Here is an 18,448-nt window from a genome sequence, read left to right as displayed (position 1 = left end):
GGACGATGTAGCTTCAACGACCGACATGGAGGCGCATAGTTGCCGTGCCCTTCAAGGCTGCACTACTTCGCCATCGAATCTAAGATCTACTGACAAGGTGCGAGCGGCAGACCGCTCTGACACCTTATCTGCAAAGGAAGATATTCCGCACTACTCTGAACAGACAAACAAAACGGCGCCCGCATTCCGCAACGCGCCGTCTCCTGATTGAGTCTTGCAGTTCCTCAGCGGCCGCCGAGATCGCGCACGGCGCCGCGGTCCGCGCTCGTCGCGAAAGCCGCATAGGCCTTCAGCGCCGTCGTGACATTGCGCTTGCGGTGTTCGGCCGGATGCCAGCCCTTCTCTTCCTGCTCGGAACGGCGGGTCGCAAGTTCGGCGTCGCTGATGCGCAGGCTGATCGTGCGGTTCGGGATGTCGATATCGATCACGTCACCCGGGCGCACCAAGCCGATCGTGCCGCCGTTCGCCGCTTCCGGCGAAACGTGGCCGATCGAGAGGCCGGAGGTGCCACCGGAGAAGCGGCCGTCGGTGATCAGCGCGCACGCCTTGCCGAGGCCCTTCGACTTCAAATAGCTCGTCGGATAGAGCATTTCCTGCATGCCGGGGCCGCCCTTCGGGCCCTCGTAGCGGATGACGACGACGTCGCCCGCGACCACCTCATTGCCGAGGATGGCTTTCACCGCAGCATCCTGGCTTTCGTAGACCTTGGCCGGACCGGAGAATTTCAGGATCGATTCATCGACGCCCGCCGTCTTCACGATGCAGCCGTCGAGCGCGAGGTTACCCTTGAGGACAGCCAGGCCGCCATCCTTCGAGAACGGATGCTCGACCGAGCGGATGACGCCCTTTTCCCGGTCGGTATCCAGCTCTTCCCAGCGGGCGTTCTGGCTGAAGGCGACCTGGGTCGGGATGCCGCCGGGGGCCGCGAGGTAGAAGTCGCGAACCGTCTCGCTGCTGGTGCGGGTGATATCCCAGCGATCGATGGCGTCACCCAGCGTCTCGGCATGAACGGTCGGGCAGTCGCGGTTGAGCAGACCGCCTTTGTCCAGCTCGCCGAGGATCGACATGATGCCGCCGGCGCGGTGGACGTCTTCCATGTGCACGTCGGCCTTGGCCGGCGCGACCTTGGAAAGGCACGGCACGCGGCGCGACAGCGCGTCGATGTCGGCCAGCGTGAAATCGACCTCGCCTTCATGGGCGGCAGCCAGGATGTGCAGAACGGTATTGGTCGAGCCGCCCATGGCGATATCGAGCGCCATGGCGTTTTCAAAGGCCCGCTTCGAAGCGATCGTGCGCGGCAGCGCCTTGACGTCGTCCTGCTCGTAGTATCGGCGGGCGAGATCGACGATCAGGTGCCCGGCCTCGACGAAGAGGCGTTTGCGGTCGGCATGGGTTGCAAGTGTCGAGCCGTTGCCGGGCAGCGACAGGCCGAGCGCTTCTGTCAGGCAGTTCATGGAATTGGCCGTGAACATGCCGGAGCACGAGCCGCAGGTCGGACAGGCTGAGCGCTCGATCGTCTGAACATCCTCGTCGCTGATCTTGTCGTCAGCGGCGGCAACCATGGCATCGACCAGATCGAGCGCATGCTTCTTGCCCTGCAGCACGACCTTGCCAGCTTCCATCGGGCCGCCGGAAACGAAGACCGACGGGATGTTGAGGCGCAGCGACGCCATCAGCATGCCGGGGGTGATCTTGTCGCAGTTCGAGATGCAGACCATGGCGTCGGCGCAATGGGCGTTGACCATGTATTCGACGCTGTCGGCGATCAGTTCGCGCGACGGCAGCGAATAGAGCATGCCGTCATGGCCCATGGCGATGCCGTCGTCGACGGCGATCGTGTTGAATTCCTTGGCAACGCCACCGGCCGCTTCGATCTCGCGGGCGACAAGCTGGCCGAGGTCCTTCAGATGCACGTGGCCAGGCACGAACTGGGTGAAGGAATTCACCACTGCGATGATCGGCTTGCCGAAATCCGCGTCCTTCATGCCCGTCGCGCGCCAAAGGCCGCGCGCGCCCGCCATGTTGCGGCCGTGAGTCGTGGTTCTGGAACGGTAAGCTGGCATCGGTTTCTTCCTTGATCTGCGGAAATTGCGCGGACGATGCGGGACGGCAAGAAAGCTTGCAGGCCGGGCAGCCGCTGCATTTTGGAATTGTCCTAATCCAATCAGCCGGGACTGTCACTACCGGCAAGGGCAAATCCGGTACGCCGCCCATTTGCGCCCATCTGGCATATACGGTGGATCGCAGCCTTTTGTTACAGTCTATTCCATCACACCCGAACACAAAAAATTGGCTTCCCGAAAGCAATCTTCAAGGCCTACACAGTCATCCAAAGACGCTGCTGATGCGTTTATTGAGATATCGGGCCGTTCCCGCCCAGGAGGATTTCGAAATGCCGGCTTATCATCCGCCAAAGATCCCGTCTTCGGAGATCACGCCGCGCCAGGTCTATCTCCGCCGCCGCGAGTTCCTTGGGGCTGCAACGCTCGGCGCCATGGCGCTCTATGGGGCCGGCAAGGCGAGCGCTGCGGCACTTTCCGTCATCGAGAGCAAGTACAAGGTCGATGAAAAAACGACGCCGCTGAAGGATGTGACGACCTATAACAACTTTTACGAATTCGGCCTCGACAAGGGAGATCCCGCGGCCCTTTCCGGCGACTTCAAGCCCCTGCCCTGGACCGTTAAGGTCGACGGCATGGTCGGCAAACCGGGCACCTTCGATATCGAGGCCCTGATCAAGGAATTTCCGATCGAGGAGCGCGTCTACCGCATGCGCTGTGTCGAGGCCTGGTCGATGGTGATCCCCTGGGACGGCTTCCCGCTTGCAGCCCTGCTCGACAAGGTGGAGCCGCTGGGCAGCGCCAAGTACGTCGCCTTTGAAACCGTCGTCCGGCCGGACGAAATGCCGGGCCAGAAAGGCATCTTCCAGTCACTCGAATGGCCTTATGTCGAGGGCCTGCGCCTCGACGAGGCCCGCCACCCGCTGACGCTGCTTGCCGTCGGTCTCTATGGCGAAACGCTGCCGAACCAGAATGGTGCGCCCATCCGCCTCGTCGTGCCGTGGAAATATGGCTTCAAGGGCATCAAGTCGATCGTGAAGATCACGCTCACCGACCAGCAGCCGAAGAACACCTGGCAGGTCACCAACCCGCAGGAATACGGCTTCTATGCCAACGTCAATCCGGCGGTCGATCATCCCCGCTGGAGCCAGGCGAGCGAACGGCGCATCGGCGAAAGCGGCTTCTTCGGCGCCAGCCGCCATCCGACGCTGCCTTTCAACGGTTACGCCGATGAGGTCGCAAGCCTCTATTCCGGTATGGACCTGAAGGCGAATTTCTGATGACGGATTTCTCGCTGACGCTTGCGAAACGCTGGCAGCCGGCATCCGTCTGGCTGCTCTACGTGGCGGGGCTCCTGCCCGCCGCCTGGTATTTCTACCTCGGCGCCACGGACGGTCTCGGCGCCGATCCGGTCAAGACCTTCGAACTGTTTCTCGGCATCTGGGCGATCCGCTTCCTGATCCTGACGCTCGCCGTCAGCCCTGCCCGCGATCTCTTCGGCTGGAATTACCTGCGCTACCGCCGTTGCCTCGGCCTGCTCTGCTTCTACTATGTCGCAATGCATTTCACCGTCTACATGGTGCTCGACCAGGAATTGATCATTCAAGCTGTCATCGACGATGTCGTGAAACGGCCCTTCATCATGTTCGGCATGGCGGGCCTGACGCTGCTCATTCCGCTTGCGCTGACATCCAACAATTTCTCGATCCGCCGCCTCGGCCCGGCCTGGGTCCGCCTCCACCGCCTCGTCTACATCGTCGCAGCCTGCGGCGCGCTGCACTTCGCCCTCTCGACCAAGGTCTTAGGCCCCGAGCAATACATCTATGTCGGCCTTCTGATCCTGCTGATCCTCTACCGCTCCTGGAGGCCGATCGCCCGCAGCAGGAAGCGCGGGCAAGGACGGCAAGACAGCCGGGCGGCGGCGACCGCCGCGTGAGCCTGCAGTGTCAGGCTATAACGGCGTTGAAATCGCCAGCCGCGTCAGTTTCGCATAGCGCAATCGGCGTTCAACACGTCCAAAAGCGACAAACAAAAACAGCCGGGCTTCTCGAGCCCGGCTGCTTGCTTCCGGTGAACCGGACAGTATCAGGCGGCGACGGCCTGCTCTTCGGCAGCGGAGCGGGCCTTGTCGGCTGCGCCCTTGGCGAAGGTGTCGCGGTCAACGAATTCGATGACGGCGAGAGCGGCGTTATCGCCCTGGCGGAAGCCGGCCTTCATGATACGCAGGTAGCCGCCATTGCGGGTTGCGTAGCGCGAAGCGATCGTGTCGAAAAGCTTCGAAACGACTGCGGCGTCCTTGATCTGCGAAATCGCCTGACGGCGAGCGTGCAGGTCGCCGCGCTTGCCAAGGGTAACGAGCTTTTCAACGATCGGACGGATTTCCTTTGCTTTCGGCAGGGTCGTCACGATCTGCTCATGCGTGATGAGCGAAGCCGCCATGTTGGCGAACATCGCCTTGCGGTGGCTTGCGGTTCTATTCAGCTTGCGGCCGGCTTTACCGTGGCGCATTGCTATTCTCCTTCACATGCAGGCATCTCGCCCGCCGTTTGATGGTTAGTACTGGTCTTCGTACCGCTTGGCGAGATCTTCGATGTTCTCAGGCGGCCATGCCGGCACTTCCATGCCGAGATGCAGGCCCATGGAAGCGAGAACTTCCTTGATTTCGTTCAGCGACTTGCGACCAAAATTCGGCGTGCGGAGCATTTCTGCTTCGGTCTTCTGAATGAGGTCGCCGATGTAGACGATGTTGTCGTTCTTCAGGCAGTTTGCCGAGCGGACCGACAGTTCGAGTTCGTCTACCTTCTTGAGGAGCGCCGGGTTGAAAGCGAGTTCGGTGACTGCTTCCTCTTCGGCTTCCTTCTGCGGCTCGTCGAAGTTGACGAAGACGCCAAGCTGGTCCTGGAGGATGCGTGCCGCAAAAGCGACGGCGTCTTCGCCGGAAACGGAGCCATCGGTTTCGATGGTCATCGTCAGCTTGTCGTAGTCGAGAACCTGTCCTTCGCGGGTGTTTTCAACCTTGTAGGACACCTTCTTGACCGGCGAATAGAGGCTGTCGACCGGGATCAGGCCGATCGGAGCATCTTCCGCACGATTGCGTTCGGCCGGAACGTAGCCCTTGCCGTTGTTGACCGTGAATTCCATGCGGATCTCGGCGCCCTCGTCGAGCGTGCAGATGACATGCTCAGGGTTGAGGATTTCGATATCGCCGACCGTCTGGATGTCGCCAGCCGTCACAACGCCCGGGCCCTGCTTGCGGACGACCATGCGCTTTGCGTCGTCGCCATCCATCTTGATGGCGATTTCCTTGATGTTGAGCACGATATCCGTCACGTCTTCGCGGACGCCCGGAATCGAGGAGAATTCGTGCAGCACGCCGTCGATCTGCACGGCCGTCACAGCGGCACCGCGCAGCGACGAGAGCAGAACGCGACGAAGCGCGTTGCCGAGGGTCAGGCCGAAACCGCGCTCCAGCGGCTCTGCAACGAGCGTCGCCTTGATGCGCGAGTTCGAAGAGAACTCGACCTTGTTCGGCTTGATCAATTCCTGCCAGTTCTTCTGGATCATTTTTTTGCCTTCCGTTCGTTGCCACCATCCAATCGTGGCAACCGAGCTTGAGAAGCACCGGGAGCGTCAACAAAACGCTCACCGGTGTTGTGAGTGGCGATGATCAGACGCGGCGCTTCTTGCGCGGGCGGCAGCCATTGTGCGGGATCGGCGTCACGTCGCGGATGGACGTGATCATGAAACCGGCAGCCTGGAGCGCGCGCAGAGCGGATTCACGACCAGAACCCGGACCGCAAACTTCGACTTCCAGCGACTTCATGCCATGTTCCTGCGCCTTCTTGGCAGCATCTTCAGCAGCGATCTGGGCCGCGAACGGGGTCGACTTGCGCGAACCCTTAAAGCCCTTGGCACCGGCGGACGACCAGGCGATTGCATTGCCCTGCGCGTCAGTGATGGTGATCATCGTGTTGTTGAAGGTCGAGTTGACGTGAGCCACACCCGACGAAATGTTTTTACGTTCGCGACGGCGAACGCGGACGGCTTCCTTGGCCATTGTATCCCTTTCTTGGATATCTTCACCGCCGTAATGCCAGCGGCTACACCGGAACGGCGCCTTGCAGCCCCGCCCCAAACTCAAAAGAGGCCGGCGCAGACCGCCAGCCTCCCACTCCCGGTTTCCCGGAAATTACTTCTTCTTACCAGCGATCGCCTTTGCCGGGCCCTTGCGGGTGCGGGCATTGGTGTGCGTGCGCTGACCGCGAACCGGCAGGCCGCGGCGATGACGCAGGCCGCGGTAGCAGCCGAGGTCCATCAGACGCTTGATGTTCATCGAGGTTTCGCGACGAAGGTCACCTTCGACCTGATAGTCGCGGTCGATCGTTTCGCGGATCTGAAGAACTTCAGCGTCCGTGAGCTGGTGCACGCGGCGATCAGCCGGGATGCCGACCTTCTCGACGATTTCCTGTGCGAATTTCGAACCGATCCCGTGAATGTAGGTCAGCGCGATAACGACGCGCTTCGCAGTCGGGATGTTGACGCCAGCGATACGTGCCACGCCTATTCTCCTTGAGTTCCAGTTGCCATCCGGCAAGAGGGCTTCGATTATGCCGCCCTCCGAAGGGCCGCTCGTTCAAATTTGGGTTCGTAACATGTCAAAACGACCGAACCCGGACTTCCTTTGGGAAATCCGCGCCGATCGCATCGAATATCGCGAGTTGGCGCGGTGTTTAGCGGAATCAGCGCTGAAAGGCAACCGGTCCCGCCAAGTTTATTTTCAAAGCCTTAAAGCTTCGAAAGGATGGTATCGACCTCGCCAGTGACGTGGTCTATGTCGGCCATGCCGTCCACGCTCTTGAGCTTCCCCTTGGCGTAGTAATAGCCGATCAACGGCGAGGTTTCCTTGTAATAGACCTGAAGCCGCGCCGTCATCGTCTCCGGGTTATCGTCCGGCCGGCGCTTGAAATGCGTCGAACCGCACTTGTCGCAGACGCCTTCGCTTTCCGGGGCCTTGTCGGTGTCATGGTAGACGCTGCCGCATTGTGCGCATGAATAGCGCCCCGCAACACGGCGAATGAGCTCGTCGTCGTTGACCTTCAACTCGATGACGACGGAAAGGTCGAGACCCTTTGCGCGAAGCATCGCTTCCGTGGCATCCGCCTGGATCAGCGTCCGGGGGAAACCGTCGAGGATGAAGCCATTCGCACAGTCCGGCTGGTCGATGCGCTCGGAGACGATGGCGTTGACGACTTCATCGGGCACAAGCTTGCCCGCCTTCATCAACGCATCGGCCCGCTTGCCGACCTCGGTTCCAGCGTGAACGGCAGCGCGAAGCATGTCACCCGTGGAAAGCTGCGGAATGCCGTACTTCTCCACGATCCGCTGGGCCTGGGTTCCCTTGCCCGCGCCCGGCGGCCCCAAAAGTATGAGTCTCATCGCCCCCTCTTTCCTCCACGCAACTTCGATTTCTTGATCAGGCCTTCGTACTGCTGTGCAATCAGATGACCCTGGATCTGAGCCACCGTATCAAGAGTTACGCTAACCACGATCAAAAGCGAAGTACCACCAAGGGCCAATGGGATGCCGGTTTGCGACACCAGGATCTCAGGCAGGATGCAGACGAAGACGAGATAGATCGCGCCGATGACCGTGATGCGGGTCAGGACGAAATCGATATATTCGGCGGTGCGCTCGCCTGGACGGATGCCGGGAATGAAGCCGCCATGCTTCTTCAGATTGTCGGCCGTGTCCTTCGGATTGAAGACGATGGCCGTGTAGAAGAAGGCAAAGAACGCGATCAACGCAGCGTAGAGCAGCATATAGAGCGGTTGGCCGTGGCCGAGCGCCGCAACGATCACCGTCGCCCAGGACGGCAGAGACGTCGTGTTGGCAAAGCCCGCGACGGTCGCTGGCAGAAGCAGCAGCGACGAGGCGAAGATTGCCGGGATGACGCCCGAGGTATTCAACTTGAGCGGCAGGTGCGAGGTATCGCCCTGGAACATCCGGTTGCCGACCTGACGCTTCGGATACTGGATCAGCAGCCGGCGCTGGGCGCGCTCGACGAAGACGATGACGGCGATAACGGCCATTGCGATCAGGATGACAGCGAGAATCAGCGACGTCGAAAGCGCACCGGTGCGGCCGAGTTCGAGCGTGCCGGCAAGCGCGCTCGGAAGACCGGCAGCGATGCCTGCGAAAATGATCAGCGAAATGCCGTTGCCGATGCCGCGCGAGGTGATCTGTTCGCCGAGCCACATCAGGAACATCGTGCCGCCGAGCAGTGTGATGACGGTGGAAATACGGAAGAACCAGCCCGGATCGACCACGAGGCCGCTGCCGCTTTCAAGGCCGACCGCGATGCCATAGGCCTGCAGTGCGCCGAGCAGCACGGTGCCGTAGCGGGTGTACTGGTTGATGATCTTGCGGCCCTGCTCGCCTTCCTTCTTCAGGTTTTCGAGCGCCGGCACGACCGAGGTCATCAACTGCACGATGATCGAAGCGGAGATATAGGGCATGATGCCGAGCGCGAAGATCGCCATGCGCTCGACGGCGCCGCCCGAAAACATGTTGAAGAGGCCGAGAATGCCGCCCGCCTGGCCGCGGAAGGCCTGGGCATAGGCTTCGGGATTGAGGCCCGGAAGCGGAATGTGCGTACCAAGACGATAGACGAGGAGAGCTGCCAGCGTGAACCACAGGCGCTTCTTGAGATCCTCGGCTTTGGCGAAGGTCGAAAAACTAAGATTGGAAGCCAATTGTTCCGCTGCAGACGCCATGCGATTCTCCGCGCTACCAATTCGGGCGCTTCGAGCGAGTGCCGGACCCGGAATCAGTAATCAAATTATTCACAATCGGGCTACGGACGGATTGCTGGCGCAACCTATGCCTCACCCTTGATTTCGTCGAAACCGGCATGCTGCGGGGTGCAACGATGCAGATTCTTGTGAGGCCCACATATGGGAGCAAAATCGCCCGGTGTGAAGCCACCCCGGGCGACATATCATAAGATTATTATTCTGCCGCTGCGGCAGAAAGAAGCGTGATCGACGCGCCGGCCTTTTCGATCTTCTCGACGGCGGGCTTGGAAGCGCCTGCGACTTCGAGCTTGATCTTTGCCTTCAGCTCGCCGTCGGCGAGAACGCGAACGCCGTCCTTGGCGCGGCGGATCACACCGGCGGCCTTGAGGGCTGCGGCATCGACAGTCACCTTGGCGTCAAGCTTGCCGGCGTCGATCGCAGCCTGGATGCGTGCGAGAGAGACGACGACGAAGTCGGCCTTGAAGATGTTCGTGAAGCCGCGCTTCGGCAGACGGCGGTAGATTGGCATCTGACCACCTTCAAAACCGTTGATGGCGACGCCGGAACGGGACTTCTGACCCTTCACACCGCGACCACCGGTCTTGCCCGAGCCCGAACCGATACCGCGGCCGAGGCGCTTGCGGCTGTGGGTCGAACCTTCGTTATCTCTGATTTCATTGAGTTTCATGATGATAACCTCCGTCTCACTTCTCGTCGACGACGCGAACGAGATGCTGGACAGCACGGATCATGCCGCGAACGGAAGGCGTATCTTCCAGGGTGCGGGTCCGGTGCATCTTGTTGAGGCCGAGGCCGATCAGCGTCTGGCGCTGTACAGCCGGCCGGCGAATCGGGCTGCCGATCTGCTCGACGGTAACCGTCTTCGCTTCGGTCTTCTTGGTAGCCTTAGCCATGGGTCAGACTCCTCTTATTCTTCAGAGGCGTTGCCGGAGGCGGCACGGCGAGCCTGGAGCGTAGCATACTTGATGCCGCGCTGAGCTGCGATGTCCTTCGGGTGAACCTGGTGCTTCAGAGCGTCGAAGGTTGCGCGAACCATGTTGTACGGGTTCGAGGAACCGGTCGACTTGGCGACAACGTCGTGAACGCCGAGCGTTTCGAAAACGGCGCGCATCGGACCGCCGGCGATGATACCGGTACCGACCTTGGCCGAGCGCAGCAGAACCTTGCCGGCGCCATGGCGGCCATGGACGTCGTGATGCAGGGTGCGGCCTTCACGCAGGGGAACGAAGATCAGCTCGCGCTTGGCGGCTTCCGTTGCCTTGCGGATCGCTTCCGGCACTTCGCGTGCCTTACCGTGACCGAAGCCTACGCGGCCTTTCTGGTCACCGACGACGACGAGAGCGGCGAAACCGAAACGGCGGCCACCCTTAACAACCTTGGCGACGCGGTTGATCGCGACAAGCTTGTCGACGAATTCGCTGTCGCGCTCTTCGCGGCTCTGGCGATCTTCGCGAGAACCCCTTCTTTCCTGTGCCATTGTCCTCTTCCTTTTTCTTTTCCGGGTGCAATCGGCAAACAAACGAGGACCGCATCGGTCTCCCTTGCGGGAGCGTTTGCGGTCCGGTGAAAATCCGGCCGCTGTCCAAAAGACGCGCGGCCGGAAATCTCCTTAGAAGGTCAGACCGCCTTCGCGGGCTGCTTCTGCAAGAGCCTTGATGCGGCCGTGATAGATGAAGGCGCCACGGTCGAATACGACTTCCTTGACGCCGGCCTTGGAGGCGCGCTCTGCAACGAGCTTGCCGACGAGGGCAGCTGCTGCGGTGTCGGCACCGGTCTTCAGAGAACCGCGCAGATCCTTGTCGAGCGTGGAGGCAGCCGCAAGCGTCTTGCCGGCCACATCATCGATGATCTGTGCGTAGATGTTCTTCGAGGAGCGATGAACCGACAGGCGCGGACGGCCATTGGCCACCGACTTGAGTTGACGGCGCACGCGGTTGGCACGACGTGCAAGTGCTTCTTTCCTGCTAGCCATTTCGCGTGATCCTTACTTCTTCTTGCCTTCTTTGCGGACGATGCGCTCGTCAGCATACTTCACGCCCTTGCCCTTGTAGGGCTCGGGACCGCGGTATTCGCGGATTTCGGCGGCGACCTGACCGACCTGCTGCTTATTAATGCCGGTGACGACGATTTCCGTCGGCTTCGGAACAGCGATCGAGATACCGACCGGCGGCTCATAGACCACGTCGTGGCTGAAACCGAGAGCCAGCTGCAGGTTCTTGCCCTGCATGGATGCACGATAACCAACGCCGTTGATTTCGAGCTTGCGCTCGTAACCGTCCTTGACGCCCTTGAAGATGTTCTCGATCATTGTGCGGGACATACCCCACTTTGCGCGAGCATCCTTGGTCTGGTTGAGCGGCGTGACCACGACCGCGTTATCTTCGAGCTTTACGCCGACTTCGTCGTTTGCGACGAAGAACAGCTCGCCCTTCGGGCCCTTTGCAGTAACCTTCTGACCATCGACCGTAGCCGTGATTCCAGCAGGTACCTGAACGGGCTTCTTACCGATACGAGACATGTTTAAATCCTGTCTGTTCGCAATGGAGATCCCTGCCCTGTCTTAGAAGACAGAGCAAAGAACCTCGCCACCAACGTTCTGTTCGCGAGCCTGGTGATCGGCCATCACGCCCTTCGGAGTCGAAAGGATGGTGATGCCGAGACCGTTCGCGACCTGCGGAATGGACTTGACCGAGACATAAACCCGGCGGCCCGGCTTGGACACACGGCCGATCTCACGGATCACCGATGTGCCTTCGTAGTACTTCAGCTCGATGCTGAGTTCCGACTTGCCATTGCCGAAATCGACAACGGAATAGCCACGGATGTAGCCTTCGGACTGCAGGACATCGAGAACGCGTGCACGGAGCTTGGACGCAGGCGTCGAAACCGACGACTTGCGGCGGGAAGCGCCGTTGCGGATGCGAGTGAGCATATCGCCCAACGGATCAGTCATTGTCATCTAACCTGCTCCTTACCAGCTCGACTTGACGATGCCCGGCACCTTGCCGAGATTGCCCAGTTCACGCAGCGCGATACGCGACATGCGCAGTTTGCGGTAGTACGCGCGCGGGCGGCCCGATACTTCGCAACGGTTGCGAATGCGGGTCTTCGATCCATCGCGCGGCAGGGATGCCAGCTTGATCGAGGCCTTGAACCGCTCTTCGATCGGAAGAGACTGGTTCATGATGATCGCCTTCAGGGCTGCGCGCTTGGCAGCCTGATTTGCGACCGTAGTACGGCGGCGCTTGTTCTTTTCAACTGCGCTTGTCTTCGCCATGTCAGGTTCCTTTTCTACGCTCGTCGTTACGGTTACTGACGGAACGGGAAGTTGAACTCTGTCAGCAGAGCTCGTGCTTCGTCGTCCTTCGTTGCCGTCGTGCAAACGATGATGTCCATGCCCCACATCTGATCAACCTTGTCGTAGTTGATCTCAGGGAACACAATGTGCTCCTTGATGCCCATGGCGAAGTTGCCACGGCCGTCAAAGCTCTTCGGGTTCAGGCCGCGGAAGTCGCGAACGCGCGGAAGCGCGATGTTCACGAGACGGTCCAGGAACTCGTACATGCGGGCGCCGCGCAGGGTGACCTTGGCGCCGATCGGCATCTGCTCGCGGACCTTGAAGCCAGCGATGGAGTTGCGTGCACGGGTGATGACCGGCTTCTGGCCGGCGATCGCTGCCAGGTCGGCTGCGGCAATCGTCGGCTTCTTCGAATCAGCCGTTGCTTCGCCAACACCCATGTTGATTACGATCTTGTCGAGCCTCGGGATCTGCATCTCGTTGGCATAGGAGAACTTCTCCTGCATCGCCTTGCGGATGCGCTCGACATATTCCTTCTTGAGCCGCGGCTCGTACTTTGCCTCAGCCATCGATCACATCTCCAGAACGCTTGGCCACACGGACCTTCTTGCCGTCAACGACCTTGAAACCGACGCGGGTCGGCTTGCCGTCCTTGTCGACGATTGCAATGTTGGACAGGTGAACCGAGGCTTCCTTGCTGATGATGCCGGCTTCCTGCGTCTGCGTCTGGCGCTGGTGGCGCTTGACGACGTTGACGCCACGGACGACCGCGCGATCTTCCTTCGGCAGAACCTGGAGGACTTCGCCGGTACGGCCTTTGTCCTTGCCTGCGAGCATGACGACCTTGTCGCCTTTACGAATCTTCTGCATCGTTCCCGCTCCTTACAGTACTTCGGGAGCCAGCGAGATGATCTTCATGTGGTTCTTGGCGCGAAGTTCGCGCGGAACCGGTCCGAAGATACGGGTGCCGATCGGCTCTTTCTTGTTGTCGATGAGGACTGCTGCATTCGTGTCGAAGCGGATGATGCTGCCATCCACGCGACGGATTTCCTTGGCGGTACGAACAACCACCGCCTTCATCACGTCACCCTTCTTCACGCGGCCGCGCGGGATCGCTTCCTTGATCGAAACGACGATGACGTCGCCGATCGAGGCATACTTGCGCTTCGAGCCGCCCAGCACCTTGATGCACATGACACGACGTGCGCCGGAATTATCCGCGACGTCGAGGTTTGTTTGCATCTGAATCATATCAGGTCGCCTTCTTGTTTTACCGGAATGGTTGGGCTTGCGCCCCCTACCCCGGCTCATGAAAATTGTCAGCCCGCCGAACCCGCCTTAAGGGCGGGTACAGACACGGCAATAGCTTGAATAGCGCGGGAAAAATCGTGCCAAGGTGGTTTCCCGACGGGACCTTCCATGCGCTCAAAGCAAAAGAACGCCCGGCATTCGAGCGTTCTGACGCTGCTTCATACAGAAATTTCGGCGAGACGCAAGGCCTCGCGCAAAATTCTGTTACTTGCCCTGGGCGGAAATGACCGTCCAGCGCTTGTCCTTGGAGATCGGTGCGCATTCCTCGATGGATACGGTATCGCCGATCTTGTACTGGTTGTTTTCGTCGTGGGCCTTGTACTTCTTGGAACGACGAACGGTCTTCTGAAGCAGCGGGTGAGCAAAACGGCGCTCAACGCGAACTACGACAGTCTTCTCGTTCTTGTCGCCAACGACAACGCCCTGCAGAATGCGCTTCGGCATGTTATTCTTCCTTTACGCCTTTGCTTCTGCCGCCTTCTGGCGGGCAATGGTTTTCACGCGGGCGATGTCCTTGCGGACTTCGTTGATGCGCGAGGACTTTTCGAGCTGGCCGGTTGCCTTCTGGAAGCGCAGGTTGAACTGCTCCTTCTTGAGGTTGGCGAGCTTGTCCTTGAGCTGATCGGCCGTGAGGCCGCGGACTTCTTCGGCTTTCATCTGCCTCTCCTTACTCTGCAATGCGCTGAACGAAGCGCGTCTTGACCGAGAGCTTGGCCGAGCCGAGACGAAGCGCCTCGCGGGCGATTTCTTCGGTGACGCCGTCGATCTCGAACATCATGCGGCCAGGCTTGACCTTGCATGCCCAATATTCGACGGAGCCCTTACCCTTACCCATGCGGACTTCGGTCGGCTTTGCGGTTACCGGAACGTCCGGGAACACGCGGATCCATACACGGCCGGCGCGCTTCATGTAGCGCGTGATCGCGCGGCGGGCCGCTTCGATTTCACGTGCGTTGACGCGGTTGGGCTCCTGAGCCTTCAGGCCGAATTCACCGAAGGCGAGGTCGGAACCACCCTTGGCGACGCCCTTGATGCGGCCCTTGAATTGCTTGCGGTACTTGGTACGCTTTGGCTGCAACATTTTCTTATTCTCCGAACTTATCTGCCACCAACGCTATCAAGCGTTGTCGCGGCGACGATCGCGATCACGGCTTGCCGGACCCTGAGCGTCACCCTCGAGTGCGCGGCGCTCGGAGGCCAGCGGATCGTGTTCAAGGATTTCGCCCTTGAAGATCCAGACCTTGATGCCGCAGATGCCGAATGCGGTTTCGGCTTCAGCCGTACCGTAGTCGATGTCCGCACGCAGGGTGTGCAGCGGAACGCGGCCTTCGCGGTACCATTCGGTACGAGCGATTTCCGCGCCGCCGAGACGGCCTGCGCAGGTGATCCTGATGCCTTCGGCGCCAAGACGCATTGCAGACTGAACAGCGCGCTTCATGGCGCGGCGGAAAGCCACGCGGCGTTCCAGCTGCTGGGCAATCGACTGTGCGACGAGCGTCGCGTCGACTTCCGGCTTGCGCACTTCGACGATGTTGAGGTGCGTTTCGGAGTTCGTCATGTCCGACAGCTTCTTGCGGAGCTTGTCGATGTCTGCACCCTTCTTGCCGATGATCAGACCCGGGCGAGCCGAGTGGATCGTGACGCGGCATTTCTTGTGCGGACGCTCGATGACGACCTTTGCAATACCAGCCTGCTTCAGTTCGCTCATGACGAACTTGCGCATCTTCAGGTCTTCGTGCAGGAGCTGACCGTACTCGGCATTGTCCGCGAACCAGCGGCTATCCCAGGTGCGGTTGATGCCAAGACGGAAACCGATTGGATTGATTTTCTGACCCATTATGCGGCCTCCTCTTGTGCCTGCACTTCGCGGACGACGATCGTCAGGTGGGCGAACGGCTTCTCGATGCGAGATGCACGGCCGCGGCCACGAGCGTGGAAGCGCTTCATGACGATCGACTTGCCGACATAGGCTTCTGCTACGACCAGCGAGTCGACGTCGAGATCGTGGTTGTTCTCGGCATTGGCGATCGCAGATTCGAGCGTCTTCTTGACGGCGCCTGCGATACGCTTGCGGGAGAACTCCAGCTCAGCGAGTGCGCGGTCAACCTTCTTGCCGCGGATGGCCGCAGCAACCAGGTTGAGCTTCTGTGGGCTGACGCGGAGCGTGCGGGCGACTGCTTGCGCCTCGTTGTCCTTCAGCCGGCGTTCGGCTTTTGCCTTGCCCATTGTTACTTCCTCTTTGCCTTCTTGTCCGCACCGTGACCGTAATAGGTCCGGGTCGGAGAGAATTCACCGAATTTGTGACCGACCATGTCTTCATTGACACTGACCGGAACATGCTTGCTGCCGTTGTAGACGCCGAAGGTGAGACCGACGAACTGCGGCAGGATCGTGGAGCGACGGCTCCAGATCTTGATTACTTCTGCACGTCCGCCTTCACGAACCTTCTCAGCCTTCTTGAGAAGATAGCCGTCAACGAACGGACCTTTCCATACTGAACGAGCCATTGGAGACTTCCTCTCTTACTTCTTACGCTGATGACGCGAGCGCATGATCATCTTGTCGGTCGACTTGTTCGACCGGGTGCGCTTGCCCTTGGTCGGCTTGCCCCACGGGGTAACCGGATGACGGCCACCCGAGGTGCGGCCTTCACCACCGCCGTGCGGATGGTCGACTGGGTTCATGACGACGCCGCGGTTGTGCGGCTTCTTGCCACGCCAGCGCGAACGGCCGGCCTTGCCATCATTGATGTTGCCGTGGTCCGGGTTGGAAACGGCACCGATCGTCGCCAGGCAGGTGCCGTGGACGAGGCGCTGTTCGCCCGAGTTCAGGCGAAGGATCGCCATGCCCTGGTCGCGGCCGACGAGCTGTGCGTAACCGCCAGCCGAACGTGCGATCTGACCGCCCTTGCCCGGCTTCATTTCCACGTTGTGGATGATGGAGCCGACCGGGATGAACTGAAGCGGCATGGTGTTGCCCGGCTTCACGTCGACGGCCCTGTCGGAAGCGATGACCTTGTCGCCGGCAGCGAGGCGCTGCGGAGCGAGGATGTAGGCCTGTTCGCCGTCCGTGTAGGTTACGAGCGCGATGTATGCCGTGCGGTTCGGGTCATATTCGATACGCTGGACCGTGCCCTCGACGTCAAACTTGCGGCGCTTGAAGTCGACGAGACGATAGGTGCGCTTATGACCGCCGCCCTGGAAGCGGACCGTGATGCGGCCGGCGTTGTTGCGGCCACCCTTGGAAGTCAGGCCTTCCGTCAGCACCTTGACCGGCTTGCCCTTCCACAGGCCAGAACGGTCAACGATGACGAGCTGGCGCTGGCTCGGGGTCGTAGGATTGAATGTTTTCAATGCCATTTTCTTATTCCTCAGAGACCGGTGGAGACGTCGATCGTCTGGCCTTCAGCCAGCGTCACGACAGCCTTCTTCACGTCCTTCTGCTTGCCTACAAAACCGCGGAAACGCTTGGTCTTGCCCTTGCGGAGCAGAGTGTTGACGGCCGTGACCTTGACGCCGAAGAGCGCCTCGACTGCAGCCTTGATTTCCGGCTTCGTGGCCGCCTTGGCGACGTTGAAAACAACCTGGTTGTTTTCCGATACCAGCGTGGACTTTTCGGTGATCGCCGGCGAGACGATCACATCGTAGTGGCGAAGATCGGTCACTTGAAACGCTCCTCTAGAGCTTCAACGGCAGCCTTGGAAAGCACGAGCTTGCCGCGGCGCACGATATCGTAAACGTTGATGCCCTGGATCGGCAGAACATCGATGTTCGGGATGTTCTTTGCTGCAAGCTTGAAGTTGCCGTCAAGCTCAGCGCCGCCGATGAAGAGCGCATTGGTCAGGCCCAGCGTCTCAAAAACGGATGCGAGAGCCTTGGTCTTTGCTTCAGCAGCGACCAGATTGTCGATGACGATGACGTCCTCGGACTTGAACTTGGCCGACAGAGCGTGGCGCAGGCCGAGAGCGCGAACCTTCTTCGGAAGGTCGTGCTCGTGGCTGCGGGCGACCGGGCCGTGAGCCTTACCACCGCCGCGGAACTGCGGAGCGCGAGCCGAATGGTGACGAGCGCGGCCCGTACCCTTCTGCTTGTACATCTTGGCGCCGGTACGCGAAACGTCCGCGCGGCCCTTTGCCTGGTGCGTGCCCTGCTGCTTCTTGGCAAGCTGCCAGCGGATGACGCGGGCAAGAATGTCTTCGCGGGGCTCGAGGCCGAAAATCGCGTCAGAGAGAGAAACCTTCCCTGCGTCTTTTCCCTCGAGGGTCTTGACGTTGAATTCCATTGGTCCGGCTCCTTACTTCGCTGCCGACTTGACGGCATCGCGCACGATGATCCAGGCACCCTTGGAACCGGGTACTGCACCCTTGATCAGGATCAGACCGCGATCTTCATCGGTCGAAACCACTTCCAGGTTCTGAGTCGTTACGCGCGTCTGGCCCATGTGACCAGCCATCTTCTTGTTCTTGAAAACCTTGCCTGGATCCTGGCGCGAACCCGTCGAACCATGCGAACGGTGCGAAACGGACACACCGTGCGTGGCGCGCAGACCGCCGAAGCCGTGGCGCTTCATGGCGCCGGCAAAACCCTTACCGATGGTCGTACCCGTCACGTCGACGAGCTGACCTGCAGCGAAGTGACCAGCCTTGAGCTCGGTGCCGACCTCGAGCAGGTTGTCTTCCGAAACGCGGAATTCTGCGAGCTTGGCCTTCGGCTCGACGTTGGCGACAGCAAAGTTGCCGCGCATCGCCTTGGACGTGTTCTTAACCTTCGCCTGGCCAGCACCGAGCTGAACTGCGGTATAGCCATTCTTTTCTACAGTGCGCGTAGAAACGACCTGGCAGCCTTCCATACGCAATACCGTTACCGGGACATGCTCGCCGGCGTCGTTGTAGACGCGGGTCATTCCCACCTTCTGTGCAATCACACCTGAACGCATCGGTTCAATCCTTCCAAATCCGCTCGAGC

General features: G+C 60.3%; 29 protein-coding genes. 2 read left to right on the top strand and 27 right to left on the bottom strand.

Features of this window, described 5'->3' with window-relative positions; genetic code table 11:
- Positions 1-224: 224 nt before the first annotated feature.
- Complete coding sequence (ilvD, locus tag ISN39_RS06125) at positions 225-2,063, bottom strand: dihydroxy-acid dehydratase (RefSeq protein WP_194729455.1); 1,839 nt, start codon at positions 2,061-2,063, stop codon at positions 225-227.
- A gap of 329 nt (positions 2,064-2,392) precedes the next feature.
- Between ilvD and msrP the strand changes: the two genes are divergently transcribed.
- Positions 2,393-3,340: a protein-methionine-sulfoxide reductase catalytic subunit MsrP gene (msrP, locus tag ISN39_RS06120; RefSeq protein ID WP_194729454.1), complete on the top strand. Its 948-nt coding sequence runs from the start codon at positions 2,393-2,395 to the stop codon at positions 3,338-3,340.
- A complete protein-coding gene (gene msrQ, locus ISN39_RS06115; RefSeq protein ID WP_194729453.1) occupies positions 3,340-3,996 on the top strand; it encodes a protein-methionine-sulfoxide reductase heme-binding subunit MsrQ in 657 nt (218 codons plus the stop codon). Before msrP ends, msrQ begins: the two co-directional genes overlap by 1 nt.
- Before the next feature lie 149 nt (positions 3,997-4,145).
- Here msrQ and rplQ read toward each other — a convergent pair whose 3' ends face one another.
- From rplQ to rplC, 26 genes are all read right to left on the bottom strand, one after another.
- Positions 4,146-4,568 (bottom strand): 50S ribosomal protein L17, encoded by a 423-nt coding sequence (gene rplQ, locus ISN39_RS06110; RefSeq protein WP_039844646.1) that lies wholly within the window; start codon positions 4,566-4,568, stop codon positions 4,146-4,148.
- Positions 4,569-4,613: 45 nt separating this feature from the next.
- Positions 4,614-5,624, bottom strand: a complete 1,011-nt coding sequence (locus ISN39_RS06105) for a DNA-directed RNA polymerase subunit alpha (protein ID WP_022718371.1) — start codon at positions 5,622-5,624, stop codon at positions 4,614-4,616.
- A 103-nt stretch (positions 5,625-5,727) separates the two neighbouring features.
- Positions 5,728-6,117, bottom strand: coding sequence for a 30S ribosomal protein S11 (gene rpsK, locus ISN39_RS06100; protein WP_022718372.1), 390 nt, complete (start codon positions 6,115-6,117; stop codon positions 5,728-5,730).
- 132 nt (positions 6,118-6,249) lie between these two features.
- Positions 6,250-6,618, bottom strand: coding sequence for a 30S ribosomal protein S13 (gene rpsM, locus ISN39_RS06095; RefSeq protein ID WP_022718373.1), 369 nt, complete (start codon positions 6,616-6,618; stop codon positions 6,250-6,252).
- A 227-nt stretch (positions 6,619-6,845) separates the two neighbouring features.
- Positions 6,846-7,496: an adenylate kinase gene (locus tag ISN39_RS06090; protein WP_074067604.1), complete on the bottom strand. Its 651-nt coding sequence runs from the start codon at positions 7,494-7,496 to the stop codon at positions 6,846-6,848.
- Complete coding sequence (gene secY / locus ISN39_RS06085; protein ID WP_074067602.1) at positions 7,493-8,833, bottom strand: preprotein translocase subunit SecY; 1,341 nt, start codon at positions 8,831-8,833, stop codon at positions 7,493-7,495. Before secY ends, ISN39_RS06090 begins: the two co-directional genes overlap by 4 nt.
- Positions 8,834-9,068: 235 nt before the next feature.
- Positions 9,069-9,542 (bottom strand): 50S ribosomal protein L15, encoded by a 474-nt coding sequence (gene rplO / locus ISN39_RS06080; RefSeq protein ID WP_194729452.1) that lies wholly within the window; start codon positions 9,540-9,542, stop codon positions 9,069-9,071.
- 16 nt (positions 9,543-9,558) lie between these two features.
- Positions 9,559-9,768 (bottom strand): 50S ribosomal protein L30, encoded by a 210-nt coding sequence (rpmD, locus tag ISN39_RS06075; protein WP_022718377.1) that lies wholly within the window; start codon positions 9,766-9,768, stop codon positions 9,559-9,561.
- A 14-nt stretch (positions 9,769-9,782) separates the two neighbouring features.
- Positions 9,783-10,352 (bottom strand): 30S ribosomal protein S5, encoded by a 570-nt coding sequence (gene rpsE / locus ISN39_RS06070; protein ID WP_022718378.1) that lies wholly within the window; start codon positions 10,350-10,352, stop codon positions 9,783-9,785.
- 132 nt (positions 10,353-10,484) lie between these two features.
- Complete coding sequence (gene rplR / locus ISN39_RS06065) at positions 10,485-10,847, bottom strand: 50S ribosomal protein L18 (protein ID WP_022718379.1); 363 nt, start codon at positions 10,845-10,847, stop codon at positions 10,485-10,487.
- Between the two features lie 12 nt (positions 10,848-10,859).
- The gene (gene rplF / locus ISN39_RS06060) at positions 10,860-11,393 is read right to left on the bottom strand and encodes a 50S ribosomal protein L6 (RefSeq protein ID WP_022718380.1); all 534 of its coding nucleotides are present in this window, start codon (positions 11,391-11,393) and stop codon (positions 10,860-10,862) included.
- Between the two features lie 42 nt (positions 11,394-11,435).
- Positions 11,436-11,834 carry a 30S ribosomal protein S8 gene (gene rpsH, locus ISN39_RS06055; RefSeq protein WP_022718381.1) on the bottom strand — a complete coding sequence of 133 codons (399 nt, stop codon included), beginning with the start codon at positions 11,832-11,834 and terminating at the stop codon, positions 11,436-11,438.
- Between the two features lie 12 nt (positions 11,835-11,846).
- Positions 11,847-12,152: a 30S ribosomal protein S14 gene (rpsN, locus tag ISN39_RS06050; RefSeq protein WP_074067600.1), complete on the bottom strand. Its 306-nt coding sequence runs from the start codon at positions 12,150-12,152 to the stop codon at positions 11,847-11,849.
- A gap of 32 nt (positions 12,153-12,184) precedes the next feature.
- Positions 12,185-12,742, bottom strand: a complete 558-nt coding sequence (rplE, locus tag ISN39_RS06045; protein ID WP_022718383.1) for a 50S ribosomal protein L5 — start codon at positions 12,740-12,742, stop codon at positions 12,185-12,187.
- Positions 12,735-13,043: a 50S ribosomal protein L24 gene (gene rplX, locus ISN39_RS06040; RefSeq protein WP_022718384.1), complete on the bottom strand. Its 309-nt coding sequence runs from the start codon at positions 13,041-13,043 to the stop codon at positions 12,735-12,737. The genes rplE and rplX overlap by 8 nt, the downstream gene beginning before the upstream one ends.
- A 12-nt stretch (positions 13,044-13,055) precedes the next feature.
- Positions 13,056-13,424, bottom strand: a complete 369-nt coding sequence (rplN, locus tag ISN39_RS06035) for a 50S ribosomal protein L14 (RefSeq protein ID WP_018900268.1) — start codon at positions 13,422-13,424, stop codon at positions 13,056-13,058.
- Between the two features lie 264 nt (positions 13,425-13,688).
- Complete coding sequence (gene rpsQ, locus ISN39_RS06030) at positions 13,689-13,928, bottom strand: 30S ribosomal protein S17 (RefSeq protein ID WP_003547557.1); 240 nt, start codon at positions 13,926-13,928, stop codon at positions 13,689-13,691.
- Positions 13,929-13,940: 12 nt separating this feature from the next.
- On the bottom strand, positions 13,941-14,141 hold the full coding sequence (rpmC, locus tag ISN39_RS06025; protein WP_022718385.1) for a 50S ribosomal protein L29: 201 nt from the start codon (positions 14,139-14,141) through the stop codon (positions 13,941-13,943).
- A 10-nt stretch (positions 14,142-14,151) separates the two neighbouring features.
- Positions 14,152-14,565, bottom strand: a complete 414-nt coding sequence (rplP, locus tag ISN39_RS06020; protein ID WP_022718386.1) for a 50S ribosomal protein L16 — start codon at positions 14,563-14,565, stop codon at positions 14,152-14,154.
- A 36-nt stretch (positions 14,566-14,601) separates the two neighbouring features.
- Complete coding sequence (rpsC, locus tag ISN39_RS06015; protein WP_022718387.1) at positions 14,602-15,321, bottom strand: 30S ribosomal protein S3; 720 nt, start codon at positions 15,319-15,321, stop codon at positions 14,602-14,604.
- Positions 15,321-15,710: a 50S ribosomal protein L22 gene (gene rplV / locus ISN39_RS06010; RefSeq protein ID WP_022718388.1), complete on the bottom strand. Its 390-nt coding sequence runs from the start codon at positions 15,708-15,710 to the stop codon at positions 15,321-15,323. The genes rpsC and rplV overlap by 1 nt, the downstream gene beginning before the upstream one ends.
- A 2-nt stretch (positions 15,711-15,712) precedes the next feature.
- Positions 15,713-15,991, bottom strand: coding sequence for a 30S ribosomal protein S19 (gene rpsS, locus ISN39_RS06005; RefSeq protein ID WP_007531666.1), 279 nt, complete (start codon positions 15,989-15,991; stop codon positions 15,713-15,715).
- Between the two features lie 15 nt (positions 15,992-16,006).
- Positions 16,007-16,843 carry a 50S ribosomal protein L2 gene (gene rplB, locus ISN39_RS06000; protein WP_074067598.1) on the bottom strand — a complete coding sequence of 279 codons (837 nt, stop codon included), beginning with the start codon at positions 16,841-16,843 and terminating at the stop codon, positions 16,007-16,009.
- 11 nt (positions 16,844-16,854) lie between these two features.
- Complete coding sequence (locus ISN39_RS05995; protein WP_022718390.1) at positions 16,855-17,148, bottom strand: 50S ribosomal protein L23; 294 nt, start codon at positions 17,146-17,148, stop codon at positions 16,855-16,857.
- A complete protein-coding gene (gene rplD, locus ISN39_RS05990; RefSeq protein ID WP_022718391.1) occupies positions 17,145-17,765 on the bottom strand; it encodes a 50S ribosomal protein L4 in 621 nt (206 codons plus the stop codon). Before rplD ends, ISN39_RS05995 begins: the two co-directional genes overlap by 4 nt.
- Before the next feature lie 12 nt (positions 17,766-17,777).
- Positions 17,778-18,419, bottom strand: a complete 642-nt coding sequence (gene rplC / locus ISN39_RS05985; RefSeq protein ID WP_022718392.1) for a 50S ribosomal protein L3 — start codon at positions 18,417-18,419, stop codon at positions 17,778-17,780.
- Positions 18,420-18,448 lie beyond the last annotated feature (29 nt).

This window comes from Rhizobium sp. 007, assembly GCF_015353075.1.
Lineage (GTDB): Bacteria > Pseudomonadota > Alphaproteobacteria > Rhizobiales > Rhizobiaceae > Rhizobium.
This window is presented reverse-complemented; position numbering and strand designations above follow the sequence as displayed.